This window comes from Pontibacter populi (genome assembly GCF_040278685.1).
Taxonomy (GTDB): Bacteria; Bacteroidota; Bacteroidia; order Cytophagales; family Hymenobacteraceae; genus Pontibacter; species Pontibacter populi.
Genome location: NZ_JBEOKT010000022.1, coordinates 1 through 26,471 on the forward strand (window position 1 = coordinate 1; position 26,471 = coordinate 26,471).

The 26,471-nt window shown below is 44.4% G+C and carries 17 protein-coding genes; 5 read left to right on the forward strand and 12 right to left on the reverse strand.

Annotated elements, in window-relative coordinates; translation table 11 throughout:
* From ABS362_RS17390 to ABS362_RS17420, 7 genes are all read right to left on the reverse strand, one after another.
* Positions 1-1,877: SprB repeat-containing protein (locus ABS362_RS17390; RefSeq protein ID WP_350414068.1), on the reverse strand; the 1,877-nt coding region annotated here is incomplete at its 3' end.
* An 815-nt stretch (positions 1,878-2,692) separates the two neighbouring features.
* Positions 2,693-3,088, reverse strand: a complete 396-nt coding sequence (locus tag ABS362_RS17395; RefSeq protein WP_350414070.1) for a helix-turn-helix domain-containing protein — start codon at positions 3,086-3,088, stop codon at positions 2,693-2,695.
* Between the two features lie 255 nt (positions 3,089-3,343).
* The gene (locus ABS362_RS17400; protein ID WP_350414072.1) at positions 3,344-3,694 is read right to left on the reverse strand and encodes a cyclic nucleotide-binding domain-containing protein; all 351 of its coding nucleotides are present in this window, start codon (positions 3,692-3,694) and stop codon (positions 3,344-3,346) included.
* Positions 3,695-4,317: 623 nt separating this feature from the next.
* Complete coding sequence (locus ABS362_RS17405) at positions 4,318-7,929, reverse strand: ABC transporter permease/M1 family aminopeptidase (protein ID WP_350414074.1); 3,612 nt, start codon at positions 7,927-7,929, stop codon at positions 4,318-4,320.
* On the reverse strand, positions 7,926-8,849 hold the full coding sequence (locus ABS362_RS17410; protein ID WP_350414075.1) for an ABC transporter ATP-binding protein: 924 nt from the start codon (positions 8,847-8,849) through the stop codon (positions 7,926-7,928). The genes ABS362_RS17405 and ABS362_RS17410 overlap by 4 nt, the downstream gene beginning before the upstream one ends.
* A 737-nt stretch (positions 8,850-9,586) precedes the next feature.
* Positions 9,587-9,739: a hypothetical protein gene (locus ABS362_RS17415; protein WP_350414077.1), complete on the reverse strand. Its 153-nt coding sequence runs from the start codon at positions 9,737-9,739 to the stop codon at positions 9,587-9,589.
* Between the two features lie 58 nt (positions 9,740-9,797).
* A complete protein-coding gene (locus tag ABS362_RS17420) occupies positions 9,798-10,202 on the reverse strand; it encodes a hypothetical protein (RefSeq protein ID WP_350414079.1) in 405 nt (134 codons plus the stop codon).
* Positions 10,203-10,833: 631 nt separating this feature from the next.
* Here ABS362_RS17420 and ABS362_RS17425 point away from each other — a divergent pair.
* Positions 10,834-11,514, forward strand: coding sequence for a CPBP family glutamic-type intramembrane protease (locus tag ABS362_RS17425; RefSeq protein WP_350414080.1), 681 nt, complete (start codon positions 10,834-10,836; stop codon positions 11,512-11,514).
* A 683-nt stretch (positions 11,515-12,197) separates the two neighbouring features.
* Positions 12,198-13,367: a glycosyltransferase family 61 protein gene (locus ABS362_RS17430; RefSeq protein WP_350414081.1), complete on the forward strand. Its 1,170-nt coding sequence runs from the start codon at positions 12,198-12,200 to the stop codon at positions 13,365-13,367.
* A gap of 129 nt (positions 13,368-13,496) precedes the next feature.
* Here the strand turns inward: ABS362_RS17430 and ABS362_RS17435 are convergent, their stop codons facing one another.
* The 4 genes from ABS362_RS17435 to ABS362_RS17450 form a co-directional block, all read right to left on the reverse strand.
* Positions 13,497-14,933, reverse strand: a complete 1,437-nt coding sequence (locus tag ABS362_RS17435; protein WP_350414083.1) for a TolC family protein — start codon at positions 14,931-14,933, stop codon at positions 13,497-13,499.
* Complete coding sequence (locus ABS362_RS17440; protein WP_350414084.1) at positions 14,926-18,144, reverse strand: efflux RND transporter permease subunit; 3,219 nt, start codon at positions 18,142-18,144, stop codon at positions 14,926-14,928. The genes ABS362_RS17435 and ABS362_RS17440 overlap by 8 nt, the downstream gene beginning before the upstream one ends.
* Positions 18,145-18,172: 28 nt before the next feature.
* Positions 18,173-19,261: an efflux RND transporter periplasmic adaptor subunit gene (locus ABS362_RS17445; protein WP_350414086.1), complete on the reverse strand. Its 1,089-nt coding sequence runs from the start codon at positions 19,259-19,261 to the stop codon at positions 18,173-18,175.
* Positions 19,262-19,607: 346 nt separating this feature from the next.
* Positions 19,608-19,973, reverse strand: a complete 366-nt coding sequence (locus ABS362_RS17450; protein WP_350414088.1) for a hypothetical protein — start codon at positions 19,971-19,973, stop codon at positions 19,608-19,610.
* A 466-nt stretch (positions 19,974-20,439) separates the two neighbouring features.
* On the opposite strand from ABS362_RS17450, the gene ABS362_RS17455 reads away from it, so the two are divergent.
* Positions 20,440-21,447 carry a potassium channel family protein gene (locus tag ABS362_RS17455; RefSeq protein ID WP_350414090.1) on the forward strand — a complete coding sequence of 336 codons (1,008 nt, stop codon included), beginning with the start codon at positions 20,440-20,442 and terminating at the stop codon, positions 21,445-21,447.
* A 299-nt stretch (positions 21,448-21,746) separates the two neighbouring features.
* Here ABS362_RS17455 and ABS362_RS17460 read toward each other — a convergent pair whose 3' ends face one another.
* Positions 21,747-22,580 carry a formate/nitrite transporter family protein gene (locus ABS362_RS17460; protein ID WP_350414091.1) on the reverse strand — a complete coding sequence of 278 codons (834 nt, stop codon included), beginning with the start codon at positions 22,578-22,580 and terminating at the stop codon, positions 21,747-21,749.
* 694 nt (positions 22,581-23,274) lie between these two features.
* On the opposite strand from ABS362_RS17460, the gene ABS362_RS17465 reads away from it, so the two are divergent.
* Positions 23,275-25,374: a copper-translocating P-type ATPase gene (locus ABS362_RS17465; protein ID WP_350414093.1), complete on the forward strand. Its 2,100-nt coding sequence runs from the start codon at positions 23,275-23,277 to the stop codon at positions 25,372-25,374.
* A gap of 99 nt (positions 25,375-25,473) precedes the next feature.
* Complete coding sequence (locus ABS362_RS17470; protein ID WP_350414095.1) at positions 25,474-26,172, forward strand: DUF305 domain-containing protein; 699 nt, start codon at positions 25,474-25,476, stop codon at positions 26,170-26,172.
* The last annotated feature ends 299 nt before the right edge of the window (positions 26,173-26,471 follow it).

A 26,471-nucleotide genomic window follows, 5' to 3' on the forward strand; every position in this document is an offset into this window, starting at 1 on the left:
AGCTGAACGGTGATGTTCTTGGCAAGCGCTACCGGTGCTATATTATCAGCTACTGTTACCGTTGCATCAACAGTTGCTTTGTTACCATTCTTGTCGGTTACGGTTAAAGTTACCGTGTTGGCTCCTACGTTGCTGCAATCAAACGCAGTTTTAGATAGCGATAACGTAACATCACTGCAAGCATCAGAAGAACCATTATCAACCATTGCAGGTGTGATAGTTGCCGCACCAGTTGCATCCAGCTGAACAGTTATGTTCTTCGCTAAAGCAGTTGGTGCATTAATATCCTGAATTATCACGTTCTGAGAAGCCGTTGAAACATTACCATTCCCATCATCAAACTTCCAGGTAATAACGTGTGTGCCTTGCGTTGAGTAAGTTAGCGGATCTGTAGTTGTACCTGTAACAGCACCAGCACAATTATCATTAGCTACTGGCACAGTAGTTACTGTAGCAGTACATTCACCTTTAACATCTGCCAAGGTCTCATAATGAATTGTCATGGTACCACCTTGAAAGTATCCAACCCAGCCCCAACCTGAGTTGTAAAACATCTTCATGTGGTTATTACCACCATATACATAACCTGGTATATCACCTTTGTATTCAATCCTGAAGTTCTGGCTGTAACCAAAGAACTGGTTCGAACCAATCTGTGTATCAGAAACTACCATTCTGGCCCAGGCACCTGTACCACCCCAACCTTGGTCTCTGCCAGAATATTCTAAAGTTACACCTGTAACTACAGTGCCGGCCGGAAGCGGATCGGTAAAGTAATGGGTATATATACTTCCATCTCTATTTTCACCAGCTGGAATTGATAGTACCTTTGTACCTGATTTTACAATTACAGGTGCTTCAGTATCGTTAGCTTTGATTTCTTTGGTAGCTGTTGTCGTATTACCCACAGCGTCCGTAACTGTTACTATGTAAGTACCGACTGTTAAATTACTAGCAACTGCAGCTGTACCACCTGCTGGAGACCAGCTATAAGTATAAGGAGCCGTTCCTCCTGAAACTGTTGCGGACAGTTCGCCAGTTGCATCACCAGCACAAGCTATGGAATTGGTTTCGGATAGAGTTGCTGAGAATAAAGAAGTGATAACGACAATGCCATTACCTGTGTTAGCGCCTGCAATATTAACTTGATCGGTACCTATATTATAAGAGCCGCCTCCTCCACCATTCGATGGGGCGTGATATGATCCGCCACCACCTGAGTAGCCGCCGCCGCCGCCAGCCCCCCAGTAACCACCAGTTGCGCCACCGCCAAAAGCTCCGTCGGCATAGTTTTGTTTAATTACTTTTGTACCTCCATTTATAAAAGAAGTACCTCCAGTTCCGGCGAAACCATTTGCTCCATTTGTATAAAAACCGCCCCCATTACCAGCATGTGCATTTCCCCCATCACTATTCGCTGTAGCTCCATTACCGTTTATGCCGCCAAGTCCATGATAATAAGAATAAGAACCGCCTATATATGATTCTTTACTATTTCCATCATTACCATTCTCTGTTATATTCCCATTAGCATCAATGGGAGAAATAAGTTGCCTGCTTGGGTCCTGAGCAAAACCACCACCACCGCCTGCAACAATGAGAGGAATATTGGTAGCATTAGTGATGAAGCTACCACCACCTCCACCACCTGAACCTTGGTTATTAATGACCATATCGCCACCTTTTTCCCCAACTAATATCTTGAGAGTTTCACCAGGAGTAACAGTAAAATTACCTTTCATTTTGGCTCCTTTACCTCCATTATTTCCCCCTTGCGCCCCAGAAGCTTCAATGGAGATGTAAGTTACACCAGCAGGTACAGTCCAGTTAACTATAGAGCCAGTATACTCAAAGTTATAAACCTGCTGTGCTTGCATAGTATGTGCAGTACATAACAGGAAAAAGACCAGAGCGAGTCCTTTAAATTTTGCTATCCTATCGGTTTGGGAGGTCCCCCACCATACGGATAACTGCATGTAAAATTGTTTCATATAAAAAGGTTGGTTGTTGATTACTTATTAGAAGGAAGAAGTTGCAGTTTGCCCTTTCTTAAGACGATATAAACTATACTTGCAAATGAGTTGCGCATTACTGCAAAGGATAGCAGTTTTTTATATGTAGGCTGTAATGTGGTAACAGCTCGCGCACAGACCCACTCCGCAGAGAGGGCAGCAAATCGTTTCATAAATAGGGTGTAAAGGTTTGGCTATAAATTGAAATTTGGTATAAAACAAAAGGAAGCTTCAACTATAAGCTGAGGCAGTCTTAATTTCATTGTTTTCGGTAGTGTACTGGTAGCAAATAAGCGGGAAGTGTTATAGTTCTAACACTTTAAAAACCTCAAGAATTAAAATCCTAATGAGATGTATTACAGAATGTTAGCTGCGGTGCAAATACTAAACTATAGTTCGGCATCTGCAAAGGCTAAATACTTTAAGGAAATCTTATAAAGCGAGCATCTAAAACTTTGCGCAAGTTACAAGTTACGATTGTGAGCTTCTTTTAAAGAGTTGCACAAATTTGTCCTGTATTGAAAACGGAGACAAATTATCTTCACAAAACTACTTTTAAATTGCACCCTGCTTACTCAATATGGTATACATCGCACAATGCTTAAGCTAGGTAGGCTGATCAATTACTCAGATAAGTACGATATGATACTGTAAAATTTATGCTATGCGCACCCTCCTGTTCAGTCTAGATACCAGATAATGTATTTAAAGTATAGCTTTTGAAGCAGCAAGGTACTCTTTGGGGCTGATGCCCTCCATTTTTTAAATGCCTTGTAAAATCCACTGCGGGATGCAAAGCTTGCCTGTAAAGCAAGAGCTTCCATGGTATAGCTCTGCAAAAATTCTTCTTTCTCTAATTGGGTTTTCAGGTAAGCGATCCGGTACTGATTGATAAAATCGTTGAAGCTTGTTTTGGCGATGGTGTTTAATGCCAGGGAGAGTTTGTAAGCAGGAATTCCAAGACGTGCAGCCAGGCTATGTACCATTATCGTTTTCTCTTTAAAGCATGCCGTATTCTGTATAAATTTCGCTGCCTGTACCAGCAGGCTTTCATCATCTTGGGCTTGCACATTCATTTTGTCCTGCTTTTTAATACGCAGCAGTGTTTCGGTTTCATGTCCAGGAAAGAGGCAATACAGTCCAGCGGGAGGCGGTCTATAAATCCGGGTTAGATCTTAAAAAGTAATGGTAGCGCTCTGTTGCGTTTCCAACACGCACTACATGGGTACGCTCCTGAGTGTCGCGGTAGTAGTTTTCGTATACCTGCCGGATAATATAATTGAGATCAAAAAAGCGCTAATATCAGCCTTGTAGTATATCTGTATGTACTTCTAGACCAGTGTTGGCTCTACTGCAACTATAGCTTCCCGAGAGGGCTGTTCGCCATATAGTCCAGACAAAGAGCTTATGAATTCATTTTCTACTGAAATGTACGTGGTTATCTGTTTTGGTTTGTGAACGGAGTAAGCCATTAGCGCACCTTCAGTTATAAAATACATACAATTGCACTTCCCTCCTAAACAAAGCAGGTGCTGGCCTTCTTCTAACTGAATGGCAATTGCATGCTTGTAAAATTCTTCCTGGAGGTCATTGCTAACAGGATGCAGCGTGGTAAGTAAGCCAAGAATATAGGCTCTATCTTCCGGATTTACTTTTATGAATTGTAAATGATTTTCCCGCATTTTATGACCCAGGTTAGGACATTAGAGTAATCTCGTAAAGATAAATTAAATGTTGTTTCCATCCACTTCAGGTAAATGTTAGATAAATAATAAATAATAAATAATAGATGTTAATATTTTAATAGTATTAAGGAATTACTATTTACAGATTAATCCCCCTTGTTAATACTAATTTATGTTTAGCCTATACTTCATACTAACTCACGAAGCAAACTGTAAAGTAGGTTTGACTAAAGAGGACTATGTTTAATAAGCTTTATTTATGATTTGATGAATCTAGAAAAAACCAAAAGCTTCTATAGCACCCAAATCTCCATGGAAATAGTCCGATAATTGTATCCGTTGAACTAGAGATTAAAGCTTAAAAACCCGCTTATTTCATTAAATAAGCGGGTTTTTTGTTTTCAGAGTAACAGAAAAGTAACAAAAAGATTTACATCGTTGTTAATCCCAGAGTTCTACACTCCTTTTTGGTTTCCCATTCTTCAACTTTTAAGGTAATGATAAGGTATAAGATAATTTTACTACACATTTACTACCAACGTAGATTTATGATACTAGCTGTCTAAGCTACACTGTATGAAATCGAATTCAGGCTTTAGTTAAATCTTAACTTCGCCCTATTAAAACTGGCTATTCGCAGCATCAACAGCCACAACATTGTCTTCCCGCGTCCACTCAATAAGCTTGTAGTACGGATCAATTCCGGCGCTTGCAGGTTGTTTCGGTACTGTTACTGTAATGTGCTGTTTGCCACTCTTAACCCGGTGCTTCTGCAGGTAAAGTGGTTTACCCAGTTCCTCCCCTTCCCCGGCTTCCGCAAAGACACCAATTTCAACCAGGTCATTCATCGGAACCGGCCTTGCACGGCCAATACTATCGGCCTTCATCTTGATCCCTTCTACTTCCAGTGTCACCTGATAGCTGCTTGTCCCCGTAAGCCTTGTCTGTACTTTGTGTGCGCGTATGTCCCAGATCGTAATATCTTCAAACAGATCGGTTAGCAGGTATTGCAAGGAGTTAGATGTTACAGCCCGAAGCTCGCTCAGTAGATCCAGCGTGGTAGGATAAGGCGCATTGCTGAAGCTATGCTTCTCTAAAAAGCGACGAAGCGCACGATTGATCTGCTCCTCGCCAATATAATCGCGCAGGGTATACATCACCACCGCGCCTTTGTCGTAGTGGATATAATCCTGGTCGCCCGACAACAGGAGCGGCACTTCTAGATGCCCCCGGTTCTGACGGCCTACCAGGTAACGGTGCTGGAACTGGCCCAGGAACTGACGAACTTTTTCTGGTCCGTACGCTTTTTCCATCACCATCAGGGCGCTGTAATGTGCCAGCGTTTCATGCAGCACACGCTTCCCCTGCACCTCAGCCGCCGCAAACTGCCCACCCCACCACTGATGTGCTACCTCATGCGCTGTGACAACAAATGGATAATCTATACCATCTTTTACCCTGGCAAGAAATCCTATTCCTTCTGAGTATGCCACTGTGCCCGGAAAAGCGCGGGCATAGCCTCCTTCGTGACGCGGGAATTCAACGATCCGCAACTGAGAATAGCGGTAAGGCCCGAAGTGCTTTGTATAATAGTCTAAAGATGCTTTAACGCCTCGGATCATACTCTTCAGGTTGAACTGGTGGCCAGGGTTGTGGAAGATCTGCACCTGTACATCCTTCCATTTATCCTCCAGCACTTCATAATCGGCGGAAAAGAAAACATTCACATTTTTAACAGGCACATCTGTTTTGTAATGAAAATAGCGGCGACCGTTCTCCGTCCATGTACGCCGCAGCGAACCGGGAGCAATAGCAACCTGTTCCATAGCCGTGCCTATCACTGTCTCAGAATGACTCCACTCCCCGTACTGCGGGGGAATAAGCCGTGCCGCTTCGTCATAAACGGAAGGAGTAGACTGACGGGGAGCGAGGCCCTGCTCTTCGCGCAGTTCATCACTCTTTAACTCTTTATCCGGCTGGTAGCCTAAAATGGGCAGTCTTCGTTGATCTAGCAAAGTACCATTGTTGACCAGTGCTGGTTTTACACCGTTGTTTGTAAACCCGTTGGTCTCAAAGTTCAGCGCAAAAGACAATTGTAGTGAATCTCCCGGCACAAGAGCCTTTTCCAGCACAAATATGTGGTAGCCGTGTACTTTATCTTCAAGCATCCGCTCTGCTACCTGGTCAAACTCCATTTGATGTACTTCAATATCCGGATCAATCATCAGATGAAGTGTATCAATAGCTACAGCTGACTTGTTTTGTAGCAAATAATTGCCGCGTAACCCAATAGATGGTTTATCCGGGTAGATTTCTATATGATAGCTGGTACCGGCAACACGTGGCTGAGGAGCACCTTCATATCGCTTGTAGAGCCGCTCATACGCTGCTAACTGTGCGACACGTGCATCATACGTCTGGTAATCATGCAGCACATTGGTGTTATAAAAAACAAATCCACCTGCTGCAAGAAGAAATACTCCGGCCACTGCTGCCATAACACCTGTAGGCCTATTAAAGCGTTTTCTGGTTTCCTGTAACCTGTGCAAAAATCCGCCTTCACGTCCGCGTCGCCAGAAAAGGCTGATCCCTACGCCAATGACTAAGGCCCATCCTACCCAATAAAGCTTGAACCACAGGTAAGGCGCCAGAAATGGATTGAAGCCGCTCATATCGGAGTAGGTCCAGCCAGGTGCAGCAGGATAAAGTACCATATTGTGCTCTATCTCGAACAACCACCTCCCAAAGCTGAAGAGCACATAGTAGAGCACGAATACCAAGTGGCCCACATATTTCTGATCTACCAGCACGTGCACGAACATGGCCAGTATGGCCCACAAAATATAGTCAACCAGTTGAATGCCAAAAAGTATCTGCAAGTAAAGCCCCAGCTCAAAGTTATAGTAGCCCTGAATTGCCTGCAGCAGAATGCCACCCGCCATCAGCACAGCCTGCAATGCTACAAGTGCCAGCACAAGCGCCAGGAACTTTCCAATAAAGGAAATCCAGTTCGGCACCGGCATCGCATCACTGATCTCGCTCATGCCTACTTCTCGATCCCTCCAGATCAACTCACCTGCAAAGATGGCTGTGAGGAGGTAAATCAGAGGGGGCAACTGACCAAGAACATCACGGGCAACCACATGCGTTACCGGCCATGTAGGAGTATCAAAAACGACCCACGCATCCCAGCCATTAATAAACAATAATAAAAGACTGGCTATCGTGATCAAGAGCAAAACGCGGCTTTTGAAGATCTCACTGAATGAGCGTCCCACAACAGCAACTACCTGTCTGACGCGTGTACCATACGTCACTGCCTGCACACCACGTGGCACAGCTATCGGGGCTGGTCGGACAGCAACACTATCCTGTACTTCAGGGATTATTTTGTAGCGCTTGCGTTCACGACCAGCTTCATGCCCAAACCGGAAGCGTACATAAAGGAAAACGAGCATACCTGTCGCACCAGCCATCCAGATCAGCCGGTTCCATAACAGCAGACCACTCAGTTCTATAAGCTGGGTATTCCGCTCGAAGGGTGTCCAGTAGGTAATAGTTTCGCGCACCGCCAGAAAGCCAAAAGGTTCAAATAATGCTGCTACTTCCCTAAAAGCCGTCTGCTCCACTAACTCCTCTGCCGTAATTAAGCTACCCAGAAAAAGAATTAGGCCACCTACATAGCTCGCCAATGCCCGACGGCTTAGCATGGCAAGGGTAGTTAAAATGGCTGCTGTGATAAACAGGTTAGGTAACACAATAGTAAAAAAGGGTAGCAAAAACGCTTCCAGTCGGAATGCTCCAAGCAGTTCAGGTTCCAGGTCCTGTAACTGCAGGCCAAGTATAAGGCCAACCGGCATAATTGCTATCAGCAGGATATTTACAACTAGGGCACCCAGGAAGCGCCCGCCCAGGTAATCGGATTTGCGAATGGGGGCAGTAAAAAACAGTGGATGCAACCGCGACTGGAAATCCCGTACGGCGGCGTCGCTAAAGAGTCCCGCTGTAACAGCCATGCCTATCATACTGAAGAAGACCATGGTAAAGGCAATAAGAAATGGAGCATTTACATGGAAATTATTGCCTGTGTTACCACTTCCTTTCGCCTCTTGCACCATCAACCCTTCTACCATCAGAATGGAGAGTCCTAGCAGTGCAGCAAAGTAGATCCAGGTGGAGGGGCTGCGCAGGCGGCTGACAAGTTCGTAGCGAAATATCTCTAGTAGCTTCATGAAACCACCTCCTGAATTTGTGATCGCTGGTCAGCATTATAATGACCTGCCATGGTACTGAAGTAAACATCCTCCAGGTCTGGCTGCACCGGCTCAAAGCCATTGCAGGGGTCTTCCTCGCTGTAGATGTGCACCACCGTGCGGCCGCTCATTAGTTTGGTAGAGATCACACTGTGCTCGTACTCCACCAGAGAGAGCATATTCTTCTCCACTATCTTGCGCCAGATTCGCCCTTGTAATTCTTCTATGGCCTTTAATGGTTCCGCTTCCAGCAGTATTTTTCCTTTGTTGATGATGGCCATGTTGGTGCATAGCTCCGAGACGTCCTCTACAATGTGGGTGGAGAGAATCACTACACTGTTCTCTCCTAGCTCGCTCAGAAGATTTAGGAAACGTACCCGCTCAGCCGGGTCCAGCCCCGCCGTGGGTTCATCCACGATCATCAGCTTTGGGTTGCCCAGTAGCGCCACCGCCACACCAAAGCGTTGCCGCATGCCACCTGAGAAACCACCCAGCTTCTGTCTGCGCACATCCCAGAGATTCGTCTGCCGTAGCAACGCTTCTGTGACTTCCTTGCGTGCTTTGCTACTCGTAATGCCCTTTAAAATGGCAAAGTGAATCAGCAGGTCTTCGGCCCTTGCTTTAGGGTAAACGCCAAACTCCTGGGGTAGGTAACCTAGTGTCTCGCGCACCTTTTCCTGCTCGTTCAGCACATCAATTTCACCAAGCTTTACACTGCCTTCATCCGGCTCCTGGAGCGTGGCTAGAATGCGCATGAGTGTCGATTTGCCTGCACCGTTTGGCCCCAGCAGGCCATACATCCCTGCCGGTATTTGCAGTGAAACGTTTTCCAGGGCCTTCACCCCATTGGCGTAGGTCTTGGAGATATTCTCTATGGATAATGCTGCCAGTGCTTCCATTCCTGCTTTTGTTTAGATGTGCGACGATAGATATATCATGAGCAAGAGTAGAAATATTAGAAGCTAGCTCCAAAAAAATGTGATGAAAGCATCAAAAGATGTGACTAAGCATGAAACATCAACTCTACAGCACCCAAGGTCTTAAATTAAGCTGATCAGCCTTATTTGTTTCTTCTCATCGGGTCTGCCGATAGTTCATCCCCTTCATTTTTGCTATGTCTTAATTCATCAGCGGCAACAGAGACATATTCCTTAATTTGGCTAGGCTTTTATAACCAGGATCACAATCCCTGAAAACAAAAACAGCAGCAAAGGAAGTCCCCCACGCCTGCTTTTAATATACCCCTTTTTCTTTACCTATAAATTTAGCATCTAAACATAATTAGTGTCCTTACAAGAAGCAAAACAGGATAAGCAGAGTGTTGGGCTCGCTCCATTGTAATGTCAACATCTGTTTGAAATGTCTAAAGCGGAAATACAGGGTTTATTGAGATGACGGCCGAGCATAGAAAGTCACTCCTTCTTTAAATTGATGCAAGGTTCAAAATCAGCCAAATCCCTGTGGAAATAATTCGATAAATCCATCAGTTGGTCTACTAAAAAGCCTATTAGAGTGCTCTAATAGGCTTTTTTATTTAATTTCGGACACCATTTATAATATTTACTGCCTAACGGCTTTGCTATAAGGTGGCGTAGCTAACTTATAGGTTTTGTTGGCGTATCGTTGTTCTTACCTTTTACTCCCTTTCGTTTTTTCTTGACTTCTCGCTTAACGCTACTCTTTCAGCATATTCATTAAGTAAAGAGTCCTTGTCATCAGCCATTTCGTCAAGTTCTCTTTTTGAGAGCACTTTTAAATCGTTTCGGGTTACATGATAACTTTTTGACATTATTATACTTTCAGTTCGAATTCTATTAATTACCTATGCACGCCAAAGTCTCGTGTTTTTACCAATTTACTTCTTCAGTGTAAGGTTTGTCTATATACTCAAAGAAGTCTCTAATTTTAGATTTTTCAAGAGTCTTTACATTCAATTTCCATACAGATGATTTTGCACTCCATGGGTCAATCAAAACTTCTATAGTATCAGCATTTTTTAGTCTTATGGAATGTATCTCAGTCAGTTCATCTACATTCAGTTTTTTCCCTTCAATCCAAATTGTTAGATGGTCTCCAGCAACAACAGCCCATTTATTACCTTCATCGATTAATCCGCTTGTGGGGTCTCCAACATACTCTTCTTGCAACAGAACAGAATCGCTTCTTTTATCTATTAGAAAAGCCATTTCCCATTCATGAAGTAAAAGGAGTTTGTCAGTTTCATATAATATTAAGGAGTTCATTTTTCCCATTCTATACTTTCACATGCACGCCAACTAGTGGACATACGACAACATATACTTATCTGCACTATGTATGTAATAGCTACAGCGTGCTTTCGCTTGTTTGCTGCCTGGATCTGGTAGGTGTGTTAAAGAGTTCATGTTTGAATAGCAAGGAGGAGAATATGAAAATATTCATTTGAATTTGGGATTGATTCTTGTTTTTAGTTGCCAATTTATGGGACTGTAAATTTAAAGCTAACATACATCATTAAAATTAAATATATAGAATTCTTAGTATAAAGATGGCAGGCAGGTAAAGGAAACGATCTTCTTCAGTCAAGGAAACTCAGTAACAACTTTATTCAGTCACAGGAAACCTGTATAACTGTCAGTTTCTTAACAATACCTCATTGTAAGCTATAACAGGTTGGCACTACGTATCAGAGTTAGTTTAAAGTCAGGGTGATTAAATATTCATAATTAACTATATTGTACTTTATTTTACCTTACAATTAATTACATGAACTCTTTAACAATGGAAAAACCAGCGATACCACATACCGGATTATCCAGAATCTTGGTTTTTTTCGCTTTAAGCTTCATTTTCTCATGGCTTGTATGGGGTGCTATGCTAGCCTTGCCAATACCCGGGGATTTAATGCTTCCATTGCTTATTCTGGGATCTTTCGGACCAACTTTAGCGGCTATTTTCCTGGTGCACCGCTATGGCAGCCTAGCCGAAAAGCAAGACTTTTGGAACCGTGTAGTTAGCCTAAAGCGGATTAGCTGGGTATGGTTTCTTGTTATCCTGCTTATAATGCCCGCCATTTATATAGTCGGTTATTCTATTTATTCTCTTTTCGGAGGTGAACAACCACCGGTAGCCAGTTTATTTAACGGCCTCAACTCTGCATCAACAATTCTTATGTTTGCTTTTGTAATGATAATGGCTGGGCCTGTTTCCGAAGAGTTTGGCTGGCGTGGCTATGTACTGGACCCGTTACAGGGAAAGTATGGCCGTATCGTTGGCAACCTGATACTAGGCTTTTTTTGGATCCTTTGGCACCTCCCACTATTCTTTATCGACGGCACCTCGCAGTACGCTAAAGGCTTTGGTTATCAGTTCTGGTCCTGGTCTTTTCAGCTGATTGCACTTTGCTTCATCTTTTCATGGGTATACAATAATACTAACCGCAGTATTCTTGGCGCTATCATACTTCACTTACTGGCCAACATGGCTTATCCGACCAACCTAGAACCAACAGGTGAGATGATCTTTACTTTATTGCGGTTATTTATAATTGCAACTATAGTGTTAAGCTGGAAACGCAAGGACTAACAAAAAAATAGGGAATAGGACATTCACTAATATGCCTCCTCGCCAACCGCCAGTTTAAAATTTGTTCCTAACTAAACCATTGCCTACCTTAAATAAACCCATAGCAAATTTGTAAAATCACGATAAAATACTGCTCATTGTCTATTAGGAATCTTTTATTCTGAAAGAGTATAGACCGGACATAATAGATACCACTGCCGCATAACAGGCAAAAGAAGTATTGATTATTTAGGTTAGTATCATGGACGCAAGATCCACTAAATCCCTGTGGAAAAGGTTCGATAATTCCATCCTTTGGTCTACTAAAAGGGAAAAGCAATCATTCAGATCGCTTTTCCCTTTTTCTTTTTCAGTCACTAATCCCTGTATCTGGCTAGAAAGGCGAAAAGACGTTCACTCTCTGGGTTCGATAACCTTCCATTTCACGGTCAAAATATATCCCCTTCGGGAAACATCATCGCTTGCAGTTGTTTTCTGGATCGAACGCTTGTTTTATTCCATGATTGTGAGATAATTACCGATTTTCTGAAAACATAAAGTCGATAAGCTTATTAACTTCTCTTTATATAAGACGTTTAAGACTTAAGTTATAGTTTCTCACCTAATTTCCCTCTATGCAACTAAGTCTACTTCTTTTTAAAATAATAAAACGCCTCAAAAAAGTTACTCAGAAAACCATCCCATTGCGCACTTATTTACGTCCTACGGGTGTGCTGTTGCTACTTCCTTTAAACTCTATAGCCGAATCTGTCAAGAACGATGTTTTTGTGCACACTATTTATCCTAAACATGTTACGACACTGGATATATCAGAGGAGTTGTACCAGGCATGCTCTGAGTACTGGAAACCTGAGCGGCGAGTAGTTACAGATTATATTGTGGCGGAGATACCCCAGGGTCGGCTACACACAGATAATGAAAGCAGCATTGCCATTATCACCAGAGACAATAAAGTAGTTGATAATGTATCGCTTAGCCTGCACAAAGGCAAAGTAACTGCACAGGAAAATAATCCCATTTTCAAACAAAGAATGTTTTCTGTGCCGGTACATTTTAAAGGCTCTGTGTTTACCATGCTTTCCGGAGGCGCTGGTATCAATAACATAGGGCATTGGTTTTTGGATGTCCTACCGAGGCTGCACCTGTTACAGAAAGGTGGGCTTTACGACCAGGTTGACTGGTTCCTTGTTCCGAGTACACGCTATAGTTATCAGACAGAAACATTAGCGCTACTTGGTATTCCTAAAGAGAAAATAATTACCGGTGAAGATTATCCGCATATTACTGCAGACCGTTTAATCGCTTCCACAGCCCCAAGAGGCAATCATTCACTGGTGCCAAAGTGGTTGATAGATTATACACGAAAGGTTTTTTTGCCGGTAGCAGAAGAGAATCAAAAGCAGTCAGTAGGCTCCGAAGGTCCGTTCCTGTTTATCAGCCGGCGCGACTCCTCCATCAGAAATATCCTCAACGAAGATGAACTTCAACAGGTACTAGGGCAGTATGGCTTTAACACGATATTGTCCAGTAAGCTATCCATTTCAGATAAGATCAAACTTTTCTCGAAGGCTAAATTTGTACTCTCCCCCACCGGAGCTGGTATGATCAGCATGCTTTTCTGCCAGCCGGGCACAAAGCTGGTAGAGATCTTTAACGAGGGATTTGTAATCGAACCTTTCTTTGATATTGCAACAAAACTAAACCTGGACTATGAGTACATTATCTGCAAAGCACAGGGTAAGAAAGCAACAAATGCCAAACAGGGCCAGCTTGATCACCTGGTTGTGGAAACAGAAAAAGTAGAACAACTACTCGAACAAATGATAGATGCCGATGTAGAATCAAAAGTATAATTATTTAAACTGCTACTAACATAAAACAGCATTACTGCTGATAATGTAAAACAAGAAGCCATTTCACATCTTGTAAAATGGCTTCTTTTAATTTTGAATCATTTGCCGGTGAACGGACTGTTTACCTACTTATAAGTTCCATCCGCCACCTAACGCCTGGTACATGGCAACCTGGGCATTCAGTTGCTGCATCTTGGTTTCAATAAGTTCAAACCTTGATTCCAGCGCTTCCCGTTGGGTTAACAGCACCTCCATATAGTCTGCCCTGGCTGATTTAAATAATTCATTTGAGATACCCACCGATTGCGTTAGGGCCTGTACCTGCCGTGCTTTCAGGTTGTAGCTTTTCTCCAGGTTACTGATGTTGGATAGCTGATTAGTAACCTCTATGTAAGCATTTAAAACAGTACGTTCGTAGCTGTACACGGCTTGTAACTGCTTTGCGTTTGCACCATAATACGTTGCTTTTATCGCATTCCTGTTGATCAACGGCGCAGTAAGATCTCCTGCCAGCGAGTAAAGTAATGATTCTGGTGTTTTCAGTAAAAAGGACGGATCAAATGCCTGTATACCTACCCCAGCAGTTATACCTAAAGATGGATAAAAATTGGCTTTGGCTACCTGTACATCCAGTTTGGCGGCTTCCAGTTCCAGTTCAGCCTGCTTAATATCCGGACGGTTCTCTAACAGTTGTGCCGGTACGCCAGCCTGAATTTTCCCTGGCATCAGATCATTAAAAGCCTGAGAATTCCTTTTGATAGGTTGCGGGTATCTGCCAACAAGGAAGTTGATCCGGTTCTCCGTTTCCGTTATCCGTTGCTGTATATTATACTGCAGGCTTTTAGTACTGAGCACCTGGGCTTCAAACCTGCGAACTGCCAGTTCGTTAACACGGGTAGCTTCTTTCTGAGCCTTTACTATTTCCAGGGCATCGGTCTGTATCGCTATGTTCTGTTTAACGATATCCAGTTGGTTATCAAGCGCCAGTAGTTCGTAATAAGAATTAGCTATTTCGGCAACCAGGTTGGTAACCATAAAATTCTTCCCTTCCACTGATGACAAATAACGGAATGCAGCGGCTTTTTTGGCATTGCGCAGCTTGTGCCACACATCTACCTCCCATTTGGCATAAGCACCTACCAGGAAATCAGGCAGTGGTTCCGGCATTTCCCTATCCCCTTCTATATTGGTGGTAGCTTCCATAGCACCTATATTCGTGTACCGGGCAACCTTATCAAGACCAGCTCCGGCTTTTAGACCAACAGACGGTAAATATTCTCCCTTCCTGGCTCTAACTTCACTTTGAGCGATCTGGATCTCCTGTAAAATAATGTTCAGTTCCTGGTTATGCTGCAGCGCAGTGTCTACTAGCGCTATCAGGTTTGAATCCGTAAAGTAGTCCTGCCACCTAAGTTTTGCCGTGTTGGTAGTATCCTGCGCATTGTTATAATGCGTAGGTACTGCCGTATTAACCGATCTCTGAACTATAGTTGGCAGGCTACAGGCTGTAAAGGATATGGAAACAAAAGCTACACCCGCCCATTTTATTATTTTTTTCTTATACATGATTTTCAATTTCTTCAGCCAAAACTTCTTCTTCCATGTGGTCAATACGCTCATTCGCATACACATACCCTTCCGTTAAAGGCGTTTCATGTTCATCCCTGATCAGGTGACGACCGTCTGCCATTTTAGCAAATATGTAATACAAGCCCGGGATGATAACGACGCCGAAAATGGTTCCGAACAACATACCACCAAGGGCAGATGCACCAATAGTGCGGTTACCAATGGCTCCTGCTCCGGTAGCCACGATCAGCGGAATAAGGCCGGCGACAAAGGCAAACGAGGTCATCAGGATTGGACGGAAACGCACCCGTGCGCCTTCTATAGCTGCTTCGATTATAGTGGCCCCCTGCAAGCGTTTCTGCACGGCAAATTCCACGATCAGAACGGCATTCTTACCTAACAGACCCACCAGCATAATCATACCTACCTGCGCATAAATGTTGTTCTCCAGCCCCATCAGTTTCAGCAGCAAAAAGGAACCAAATATCCCGACCGGCAGCGACAAAACCACCGCAAAAGGAATGATAAAGCTCTCGTACTGGGCTGCCAACACGAAGTATACAAACAGGAGTACAACTATAAATACATACAGCGACTCATTCCCACGTATAGACTCGTCATAAGAAAGACCTTCAAAAGCTATATCATACCCTTTAGGCAGTGTTGTAGCAGCTACTTCCTGTATGGCCTGTATGGCATCTGCTGTAGTGTAACCTTTAGCCGGAAGCCCCTGGATGGCTGCTGAATTGTACAGATTAAAACGCATCACCTCGTTAGGCCCCTGTGTCTTCTTCAGTTTCATAAATGCCGAATAAGGCACCATTTCTCCCGCTTCATTTTTAACAGAAAGATTCAGAACATCAGATGGTAGCCTTCTGAATTTAGGATCGGACTGCACGTAAACTTTAAAGAACTGGTTGAACTTGATAAACCCCTGCTCATATGTACTGCCTATCAGGATGTTCAGGTTCTCCATGGCTTTACCAATAGATACCCCTTTTTGCATGGCCAGATTGTTATCGATCTCCAGTTCATACTGCGGGTAGTTGGCCGCGAAGAAGGTAAATAAGCCGGTAAGCTCTTTCCTTTTCGCCAGGTTATCCATGAACTCCTTGTTTACCTTATCAAACTCGTGGTAGTCAGTGTCAGAGTTTTTATCCAGCAGGCGCATAGAGAACCCGCCGGATGAACCGAAGCCTGGGATTGCTGGTGGCTCGAAGAACTCTACTACGGCGCCAAGCCCTTTCGATTTCTCTTCCAGTTCTTCCATGATCTCTTTCACGGTATGCTCTCTGTCAGACCATGGCTTCAGGTTAATCAGACAGGTACCCGCATTGGAGCCACGTCCTTCCGTCATGATCTCGTAACCAGCCAGTGACGACACCGATTCTACACCTTCAATTTCTTCACATATCTTCTGCAGTTTCTGTGATACCTGGTTTGTTGTTTCCAGTGTTGAGCCCGGAGGAGTCTGAACTATAGCATAGATGGTACCCTGGTCTTCGTTTGGAATAAATCCTGCCGGCAGCATTTTATTTTCGAAGAATATACCAACACCAAAGGCCAGAAGTATACCCCAGGTTAGCCATCTCCTGCTAACTATAGTTCGTAGCAAGCCTACGTATTTGCCGGTAAGCTTCTCAAAGCCACTGTTAAAACCGTCAAGCGCTTTCGTTAATGGATTTTTCTTCTTTGGCTTACCATGATTATTCTTCAGCAGCATGGCACACAGCACAGGTGTAAGCGTTAGCGCAATTACAGCTGAAATAACAATTGAACTGGCCATGGTAATAGAGAACTGCTTATAGAAAATACCAACCGGACCCGACATGAACAGTAGCGGGATGAACACCGCCGTCATTACCAGCGTGATTGCGATGATGGCACCACCTATCTCGCGCAATACCTCTATAGTTGCTTTATAAGGAGAAAGATTGGTTTCCTCCATTTTGGCATGTACCGCCTCCACCACAACTATAGCATTATCCACCACAATACCGATGGCCAGTACAAGCGCGAACAACGTGATCAGGTTGATGGAAAGACCAAAGAGCTGGATCACAAAGAAGGCCCCTACCAGCGAAACCGGCACTGCCAGGATTGGGATAAGTGTAGAACGCCAGTCGCCGAGGAAAATGAACACCACCAGGGCAACAAGTATAAACGCATCTCTTAAAGTATGAAGCACCTGGTCTATAGATGCATCCAGGAACTGCGACACGTCATAGCTTATCTTATAGTCCACACCCGGCGGGAAAGATTGTTTCATGATTTCCAACTGGGCTTTTACATCGGCAATTACATCGCTGGCATTACTGCCATAGTTCTGCTTTAAAACTATAGCTGCAGAGGGTTGGCCATTCAGGTTAGAATAGATATCAAAGAATTCACTACCCAGCTCTACCGTGGCTATATCTTTCAGGCGTATGCTCTCTCCTTCGGCATTGGCCCGAATAATGATCCCTTCATATTCAACAGGTTTGTTATAACGGCCTTTGTAGGTAAGCACATATTCCAGCGACTGAGCAGCTATACCGGAGCTTTGACCCAACCTGCCAGGGCGGCCAATGATACTTTGTTCGGCTAAAGCCTCCATTACCTCTTCTACAGAGATACTATAGGCACGCATACGATCCGGGTTAAGCCAGACACGCATGGCATATCTGCGGCTACCCAAAATCTGCGCCCTGGCAACACCTTTGATCCTTTGTATTTCCGGGATCATTTTAACGGTGGCGTAGTTGAACAGGAACTTCTCGTCAATACTCTTTTCCTTGGAATACAGGTTGACGTACATCAGCATACTAGGCTGCACAGGCGTAATTACAACACCTTCGCGTTGCACCAGTTCGGGCAGAAGCGGCATTACCTGGTCTACCCTGGTTTTTACCCTTACAACAGCATCGTTGGGGTCGGTACCCGGTTCAAAAATAATGCGCAGGGTAGCTTCGCCGGCACTGGTGGCATCCGATGCGATATAGCGCATACCTTCCACACCGTTTATGGCTTGCTCCAGGGTAATGAGGGTAGAGTTAACAAGTACATCGGCACTGGCACCCGGATAAGCAATAAAGATGTTTACCGTAGTGGGTGCGATGTCCGGGAACTGGGATATAGGTAGCTTTTTGATAGCCAGGCCACCTATAAAAATGATCACGACCGATATTACAATAGCAAATACAGGTCTGTGTATGAATTTACTGAACATGTCTTTTTACCTTTGGTGGGATATTGAATTACTCCGCATACAATTCTAACTGAGACAAAACTTTGCCGGGGGCAACAAACCTGGAATGGATCTTTTCGTTTTCGCGCACCAGTCGCAGGCCTTCCAGCAGGATCTTGTCGTTCTCAGCCAGGCCACTTTGCACAGCGTAAATGTGTGGTAATTCGGCAGCTATAGTTATTTCTCTTGACTTGATCGTGTTGTTTTTATCCACTACATACACGTACTTCTTTTCCAGTACTTCAAAAGTGGCCTTCTGAGGAATAAGCAGTGTGTTTTTAAGCGGAATACCCATACGGACATTGCCCGTTTCACCATGTCGTAACAACCCATCCGGGTTAGGGAATGTAGCCCTGAAAGCAATATTACCTGTCTCATGATTGAAATTGGCTTCTATCGTTTCTACAACGCCCTGATATTTGAACAACTGATTATTGGCCATCAACAGGTTTACTTTTACCTCATCACCCTTCTTCTCATTGGTCTGGTAATCCAGGTATTCGGCTTCCGGCACGTTGTAGTAAACCCACATTTTGCTGTTGTCGGCCAGTTCGGTCAGTAGTTCTCCTTCATCTACCAGGCTACCTAACCTCACATGGAAACGGTCTATGATACCATCAAAAGGAGCCCTGATCTGTGTGAACTGCAGGTGAACATTTGCAAGAGAAACGTCAGCTTTGGCCTTGTCTAATTTTACTTTGGCCATCGCCAGTTCATTCGGAGCTACTATGTTTCTGTCAGCCAACGATTTGGTGTTCTGGTATTCTATCTTTGCAAAATTTGCCTCAGCCTGTGCTTTCTCTAGTTCGGCCTGGTACAAATTGGGCATGATCTGGAATAACAGCTGACCTTTTTTCACAAACTGGCCTTCGTCTACAAATATCTTTTGCAGGTAGCCTTTCTCCTGTGCTCTTAGTTCTATGTGGCGTATAGAATGTACCAGGCTCACGTAATCCTTTGTAATGGTAGTGTCCATTTTCATCGGACTGCTTACCAGAAACGTGGTTTCGTGCTCTTTTTTCTCTTCTCCGTTTGTTGGTGTACAACTCGTTTGACACACCAGGGCACACACGCCCATAAGCATGAGAATTCTCTTCATGGGAAATAAATTTAATTGAGATTGATTAATGATCTTTGGATAGCTATAAAACAGGCAATACACATTGCTTAAAAAGGGAATAGCCTGTAAGTATAATTTTTCCGGGGGCGGGAAACGGAACAGTATTAGCCTGAAAGTACTGTCAGGGCAGCAATAGCTGTAATTGCCAACAGTTATCCCATAGGCTGCATTACCGCTGACTTACAGGTGCCACAACAGTAGAAACTGCAGCTTACCCGAACCCGGAAAATGATTAATTGAATTTGGTGCTTAAAAAAGCGGGAAATTATAGTTGCGAAAGGCCTTGATGCAGCCTACAGAAGTAAAAGCAACTGAAAAGAGGAAACTATAGTCTGAAATTTTGATACAGGATATAAGCAGCACGCTCCTTATCCTTTATGGATATACCATAATGAAGCAAAAAATGCTTGTTAAGTAACTTAAAATCCGGGATATAACTATAGAGGCTATAGTTTAGGAGGTGGCTAAGATCAGGAAAAAGCGTTTCATCGTTTTCAGAATCATCTTTATTTACCTGAACTACCTGCAGATCTACAGTTGACTTTTTTAAATAATGCTGATGTGGGCTATTAGGAAGTGCCAGCAAGCCATCAGTGCCGGTTTGCGATATAACAGATGCTGCAATAGCATATCCACCTGCCAGATTAAAGCAGGTAATAAACATAAGCAGAAAAAAGAGAAGTCGCTTCACAGTTATATCTTTACCACCACAAAATTAGGTGGTTAATTTAAAAGATACACCAAAATGGTATTTATTTATTTTGCTCAACCATTTATCCCCTCCTTTCTGGTGGTTATTCAAATCAGAAAGATGCATCACAGTTCTCTGTTTTTAAATTAGAAGCTGTTTAGTTTTTTATCTGGCTTCAATATACGCCCTTGCTGTGTATTTTCACCAGCAAGTGTAAAGAGCCAGGCACCTGGATTGTTGGTAAAAACACCAACAATGGCTCGTTTTCTACTGCAGAAACTATAAACCCTAAACAAGTTCTTAGTTAAAATGATGAGTCATAAGTATTGATAAACCTACGTTCATAGAAACCGGATATTCGTCCCAGAAATAATTAACATCAGCACTATAAACATACGATCTCTTAACAGCTAGCTCAACTCCTTTTTTCCTCTCCCGTTTAGCAGACAGAGACAACATTGGTTTTATGAACTACCTCTACCTGATTCTGGGAATACTGCTCTTCATACTGACTTTGATGGATCTGATCAAGACAACCTTCTCCTCCAACGGCGGCGGAAAGATAACCAATACAATCTCCAAAGGTGTCTGGAAGCTGTTCTTCGTTGCATCAGGAAAAAACGGCAAGTCAGGACTGCTGAGTTATGCGGGCCCTGCTGTGCTGATTACCATACTCCTGGTCTGGATCATCGGCCTTTGGAACGGGTTGTTTCTGATGCTGCTTTCTGACAAAGGCTCTATTGTGAACAGCAGCACGCTGGCCACCGCAACTTCGCTGGAAAAACTGTATTATGCCGGCTTCACGCTCTCTACACTGGGTGTGGGGGATTATATAGCTACCACCGATACCTGGCGCATCGTCACCAGCCTGGCAGCCTTCTCTGGACTGGCCTTCATTACCGCTTCCATCACTTATTTTGTACCTGTACTCTCCGCGGTTGGGCTGCAGAGCAAGCTAAGTTTATACATCAGCGGCATGGGCAAAACACCGCAGCAGATCCTGATAAACAGCTGGAACGGGAAAGACTTTTCCTCCTTTTTCGACAATGTATCGGACCTTTGCCAGATGCTGATGCAGCATACCATGAACCACCACTCCTATCCTGTAATCCATTATTTCCACAATAATCAGGTGAAGCTGGCCATTGCACCAGCCATCGTACTGCTTGATGAAGCCTATCACCTTCTGAAGCTTGCCGGTGCAAAAGATGAGCTAAAGATGGAGATGCTTTACACTACGCTGAAAACGTACAAGGAAACGATGGAGGAGAGCTTTCTTAAAAATGCCAAAGCCTATAATAAGGCACCTACACCAGACCTTGCAAAAGTACATCAGGCAGGCATACCAGTAAAAGAAACGGAGCAGGTAAAACGAATGTTTGAGCAGGAGCTACATGAACATCGCCAACTGCTGACTGCGCTACTGGAAAAAGATGGCTGGACATGGAAACAAGTATACGACCCGTCGTATTAGCTATACTATAAACACAATTAACTTATTACCTAACAGTTGCACCCAAAAAGCAAAAGAATAAAATGACTGTAAAGCCAAAAGATGTAGAACATGTGGCACAAGAACAATGATTTTCGGTCTGCATCGGCTCTGGTTGATTTTACAGATCACTCTATTCATCATCTTTGCTATTTTCTGATACATCCGGATTCAAGGCACCAAAAAAGAAAATCACCTTCACATACTTAAAACAAGGTATGCGGCCGGGTAGATAAATATAGTGTAGTATGAGGTAAGAAAAAGGGGCTTGGAAAGAATAGTTAAGCCTGCGTATGCGACTTTTCTTTATCACCGGATTGTATCTGTGCATGGTTAATTGCCGCTACCAGCACCACTCCGCCAAGTATATTCCCGATCAGGGCCGGTAAGGTATAGTTTAGCAGCACATCTGCCCAGGAAGTCTCCCCCATTGCAGCAATAGTGAAGGTTTCCATAGAGCCTGCGATGACATGGCTAAAGTGCCCGATGGCCACCACGTAGGTTATAAGTATAATGATCAATACCCGAGCAGAGCCTGCGTAAGGCAACAGCCATACCATTAGCGCAATGAGCCAGCCTGCAAATATTCCACGCAGCAGCACCGTGCCAAAGTCAGGTTTCATGGCTTCATGACCGAGCTTTGCAAAGGTTTCCAGCACATGAGGATCAAAGGCGGATGTATGCGCCACCACAAGCGCGACAAGCAAACTACCCAGCAGATTGGCAAACAGTACTACGCCCCACAGGCGCATCACATTCGCAAACTTTTCCAGCGTTTTATGATGCAGGAGCGTCAGGATAGGTGTAAGCGTGTTCTCCGTGAACAGCTGCTGCTTGCCAAGTATAACGATCACAAAACCTACGCTGTAACCGAAGCTAGATACCAGCACCGTCCATTCAGCATCCGGCAGGTAGGCTTCCAGAACGCCTTCCACGATCAGGGATAAACTCATAGATAAGCCTGCTGCCAGGCCTGACCAGAATAGATTAGATGTAGGGCGCTCCAGTTCCTCTTCGGCCTCCTTATAGATGGCATCATGTATAGCCTGGGCAGATGGTGAGTTCCCAGCTTCCTTTGCCTGCTCATGAGCGTAGTCTTCTTTTTCCCCGGCCATACCTATATGTTCCTGCTTTTACGTTTCTTATTAGTCGCGCCCATCATACACCAATAGCCCTCTAAAAGCTATCCCTCCTACGGCTCCCAGATACTACCTACGGTATTACCCGAAGTGGCAAATTATAGTCATAGGAGTTTATACCAGGGATGAACTATCATCAGCTTCTGGCTTTACAGGAACTCACAATGCAGCGCAATAGGATTATACCATCGTTATATAAATAAGGTTTAATACTTACATGTGAAAGAAATAACTGAGTGTTCCAGGCTGTTTACCCTATCCGGTATACTTTGCCGGTCTTTCCGGTGGGGCCTTTCTCGGCAGCCCCTAAGAAGTATACTCCCCCTAGTATCCGAAAGCTCTCTTGGGCCTGTTCGTGAAGTTCAGTTTTCGGTACTGCCAGGGGCTGCTTTTAAAAGTGCAGCAAATTTGCATACCACAACCACCGTTGCGCATAAGGTTGTAAAACACAAAAAGAGATCATCCGGAACAGAGCAAGTATGCTGGTGGCAGCACTTATATTTTGAGGCACTTTGTAGCTTTGCTATAGCCGGGAACTAAAGCGCACAGCTGGTGCATATAGACGTTATAAGGCCTCAGGTTAGGTACCTGTAAACGGAACATCCGCATTAAGAGTATAAAAATACGCAGCCAGTGTCTGCGTATTTTTTGTTAATGAACTGACCAAACCATGGACCATCAGCACCACGAGCATAATCCAAACCAACAGCCAAAGAAGCAGAAAGATCAGATAACCGAGCGACTGGAAGAAAAAACACTGCACGGACACGAACAAGCCATGCACCGTGACACTACCGGCCATCCTCCGCACGGCGAGCATGGCCACGATCATCACCGCATGATGATCGAAGACTTCAAAAAGCGATTCTGGGTGTCGCTTGTATTATCTATTCCTGTTATTATCCTGAGTCCGATGGTGCAGCACATTTTAGGCTTTACACTGGATGTGCCATATGCCATTTACACGGCTTTCATACTTTCCTCTATCATCTACTTTTATGGCGGCTGGCCATTTTTAACAGGACTGGCCGAAGAAGTAAAGAAAGGCGCACCGGGCATGATGACATTGATCGGAGTAGCTATTACAGTGGCTTACCTGTATAGTACGGCTATAGTCTTTGGCCTACCCGGCATGGATTTTTTCTGGGAGCTGGCCACGCTTATAGTTATCATGCTGCTGGGGCATTGGATAGAGATGCGCTCGGTGCTGGGTGCATCTAAAGCGCTGGAGTTGCTGGTAAGTATGATGCCCGCCGAAGCCATGCTGATACGGGATGGTGAAACAGTTAAGATACGGATTGAAGACATTCAGAAGGGCGACCTGATACTTGTAAAACCCGGTGAAAAAGTACCTGCCGACGGCGTGGTGGAAGACGGTGAAAGCCACCTGAATGAGAGCATGCTGACCGGCGAAAGCAAACCGGTGAAGAAAACGAAAGGCGAGAAAGTGATTGGGGGTTCCATTAACGGGAATGGGGCACTTCGGGTCCGGGTAGAGTTTACAGGAAAAGACAGCTACCTGAACAAAGTGATAAAATTGGTGCAGGAAGCGCAGAAAACTAAATCGGAAACACAGCGCCTGGCCGACCGGGCCGCCAAATGGCTTACCTATATTGCATTGATAGCTGGCTTCGGGACGCTGGCAGTCTGGCTTTTGCTGGGGCAGGACTTCGCTTTTGCTCTGGAACGTATGGTTACGGTTATGGTGATTTCCTGTCCGCATGCGCTGGGGCTGGCCGTACCGCTGGTAGTGGCTATTTCTACGGCTGTGTCGGCCAATCACGGCCTTCTTATCCGCAACCGTACTGCCTTCGAAAATTCCCGCAAGATCACCACCATCATCTTCGACAAAACCGGAACGCTTACCCAGGGCTCACACGAAATCGCATCCGTCGTGACGTTTGATCAAACTATAGACGAGCGCGAAATGCTGCGCCTGGCAGCTGGTGTGGAGCAGAACTCGGAACATTTCATTTCACAAAGTATTCTCAGAAGAGCAAAAGAGCAAAGCATAACCGTACCAGCATCAACATCATTTAATTACCTGCCCGGTAAGGGTTTGGAAGGCATAGTAGAAGGCCGCGAGGTGAAAGTGGTGGGTCCTAACTATATAAAAGAGTTCAACATTGTCGTACCTGCCAGCGAGGCCGAGGAAGGCGTGGAAACTGTGGTGTACACTATAGTAGACGGAAAACCTGTTGGCTACATTACCATGCGCGACCAGATACGCGAGGAATCGGCAGAGGCGATACGTGTGTTGAAAGAGAATGGTATTAAAAACCTGCTGCTAACCGGTGACAACGAACGCGTAGCCAAAAGCGTGAGCGATAAATTGAAAATGGATGGTTACCTGGCCAACGTGCTGCCTCACCAGAAACAGGAAAAGGTAAAGGAACTGCAAACCAAAGGAGAATTTGTAGCCATGACCGGCGACGGTGTGAACGATGCCCCTGCCCTTGCCCAAGCCGATGTAGGCATTGCTGTTGGTTCGGGTACCGACGTAGCCGCCGAAACCGCCGACATCATATTAGTGAACAGCAACCCACAGGATATCGCTTCGCTTATCCTTTTCGGCAAAGCCACCTACCGCAAGATGATTCAGAACCTGGTTTGGGCCACAGGCTACAACGTGATCGCGCTGCCGCTGGCAGCAGGCGTGCTCTACAATCAGGGTATTATGGTATCACCGGCTGTGGGGGCAGCACTGATGAGCTTAAGCACCGTGATCGTGGCCATCAACGCGCAGTTACTACGAAGAGAGATCAGGTAAGTCAAAACGTGTAAAGCATGTCATACAGGATTTTACCATGCTGAAATAACAAGCGTATACAGTAGCAGGCACTATACTTTATTTAATCCACAACAAATTATGAGAGGGTTCAAAACAAACTTACAGCATCTTGCCATATGGGCAGGAATTGTTTTCTTTTTAGCAGCATGTGGCAACGAAGGCACTACCACAGACGAAACTACAACTACCGAAGACACAGCCGATATGGCTACCGACGACATGATGCAGGATACAACTATGATGGGCGGCGGGCAAATGGGCGGCATGATGGGCCACATGCACCAGAACATGCAGAAAATGCGCGGTGTACGCACACAAATGACAGGCGACCCGGACTATGATTTTGCTCTGATGATGATACACCACCAACAGGCTGGCATTAGAATGGCCGATGAAGAAATTGCGAATGGTACCGACAGTGAGCTAAAGGAAATTGCACAAAGGATAAAACAATCGAACCAGACAGATATACAAAAGCTGCAGGCTTTTACAAGTAAACACACGCCAACCAAAGGAGACACAGCCACGACTATGCGCATGATGCACCCCATGAACCGCATGATGCAGCAGATGCACCAGCAGGATATGAGCAACATGAGCACTGATCAAAACTTTGCTACCATGATGATACACCACCACCTGATGGGCAACGAAATTGCAAAAGAATATCTGAAAACAGGTAAGACGCAAGAAATGAAGCAACTGGCCCAGAAAACCATAGACCAGCAAAACAAGGAAATTAAAGAACTGGAAGTTTGGCAGCAACAGAATAAGTAACAGCTCCTGAATAACACCAGCAATTTATTTGTCTACAAGCGGGTGTATGTTTGATTAAAATGGCGTTAGGAATACACTAATTCTAAAATAATCACAGCGCATAAAACTCTTCTAAAACTATCAGATAATTATGGAAATGGTTTGATAGTACATTCCTGTTATCTTCTAAAAGGGGAAAGCAATCATTCTGATCGCTTTTCCCTTTTTCTTTATTGCTTTACCCCATGAGGTTTGTTTCTACTTACTCAACGTCTGTCAGGTAAATTTCGGGCTTAGGACTTAAAATAGTCGTTCACCAA

Bases quoted from the DNA above. Each gene is read 5' to 3' on its own strand.
- ABS362_RS17395 (WP_350414070.1), bottom strand. From the start codon at position 3,088: ATGAATGTGCAAGCCCAAGATGATGAAAGCCTGCTGGTACAGGCAGCG.
- ABS362_RS17400 (WP_350414072.1), bottom strand. From the start codon at position 3,694: ATGCGGGAAAATCATTTACAATTCATAAAAGTAAATCCGGAAGATAGA.
- ABS362_RS17405 (WP_350414074.1), bottom strand. From the start codon at position 7,929: ATGAAGCTACTAGAGATATTTCGCTACGAACTTGTCAGCCGCCTGCGC.
- ABS362_RS17410 (WP_350414075.1), bottom strand. From the start codon at position 8,849: ATGGAAGCACTGGCAGCATTATCCATAGAGAATATCTCCAAGACCTAC.
- ABS362_RS17415 (WP_350414077.1), bottom strand. From the start codon at position 9,739: ATGTCAAAAAGTTATCATGTAACCCGAAACGATTTAAAAGTGCTCTCA.
- ABS362_RS17420 (WP_350414079.1), bottom strand. From the start codon at position 10,202: ATGGGAAAAATGAACTCCTTAATATTATATGAAACTGACAAACTCCTT.
- ABS362_RS17425 (WP_350414080.1), top strand. From the start codon at position 10,834: ATGCTTCCATTGCTTATTCTGGGATCTTTCGGACCAACTTTAGCGGCT.
- ABS362_RS17435 (WP_350414083.1), bottom strand. From the start codon at position 14,933: ATGTATAAGAAAAAAATAATAAAATGGGCGGGTGTAGCTTTTGTTTCC.
- ABS362_RS17440 (WP_350414084.1), bottom strand. From the start codon at position 18,144: ATGTTCAGTAAATTCATACACAGACCTGTATTTGCTATTGTAATATCG.
- ABS362_RS17445 (WP_350414086.1), bottom strand. From the start codon at position 19,261: ATGAAGAGAATTCTCATGCTTATGGGCGTGTGTGCCCTGGTGTGTCAA.
- ABS362_RS17455 (WP_350414090.1), top strand. From the start codon at position 20,440: ATGAACTACCTCTACCTGATTCTGGGAATACTGCTCTTCATACTGACT.
- ABS362_RS17460 (WP_350414091.1), bottom strand. From the start codon at position 22,580: ATGGCCGGGGAAAAAGAAGACTACGCTCATGAGCAGGCAAAGGAAGCT.
- ABS362_RS17465 (WP_350414093.1), top strand. From the start codon at position 23,275: ATGGACCATCAGCACCACGAGCATAATCCAAACCAACAGCCAAAGAAG.
- ABS362_RS17470 (WP_350414095.1), top strand. From the start codon at position 25,474: ATGAGAGGGTTCAAAACAAACTTACAGCATCTTGCCATATGGGCAGGA.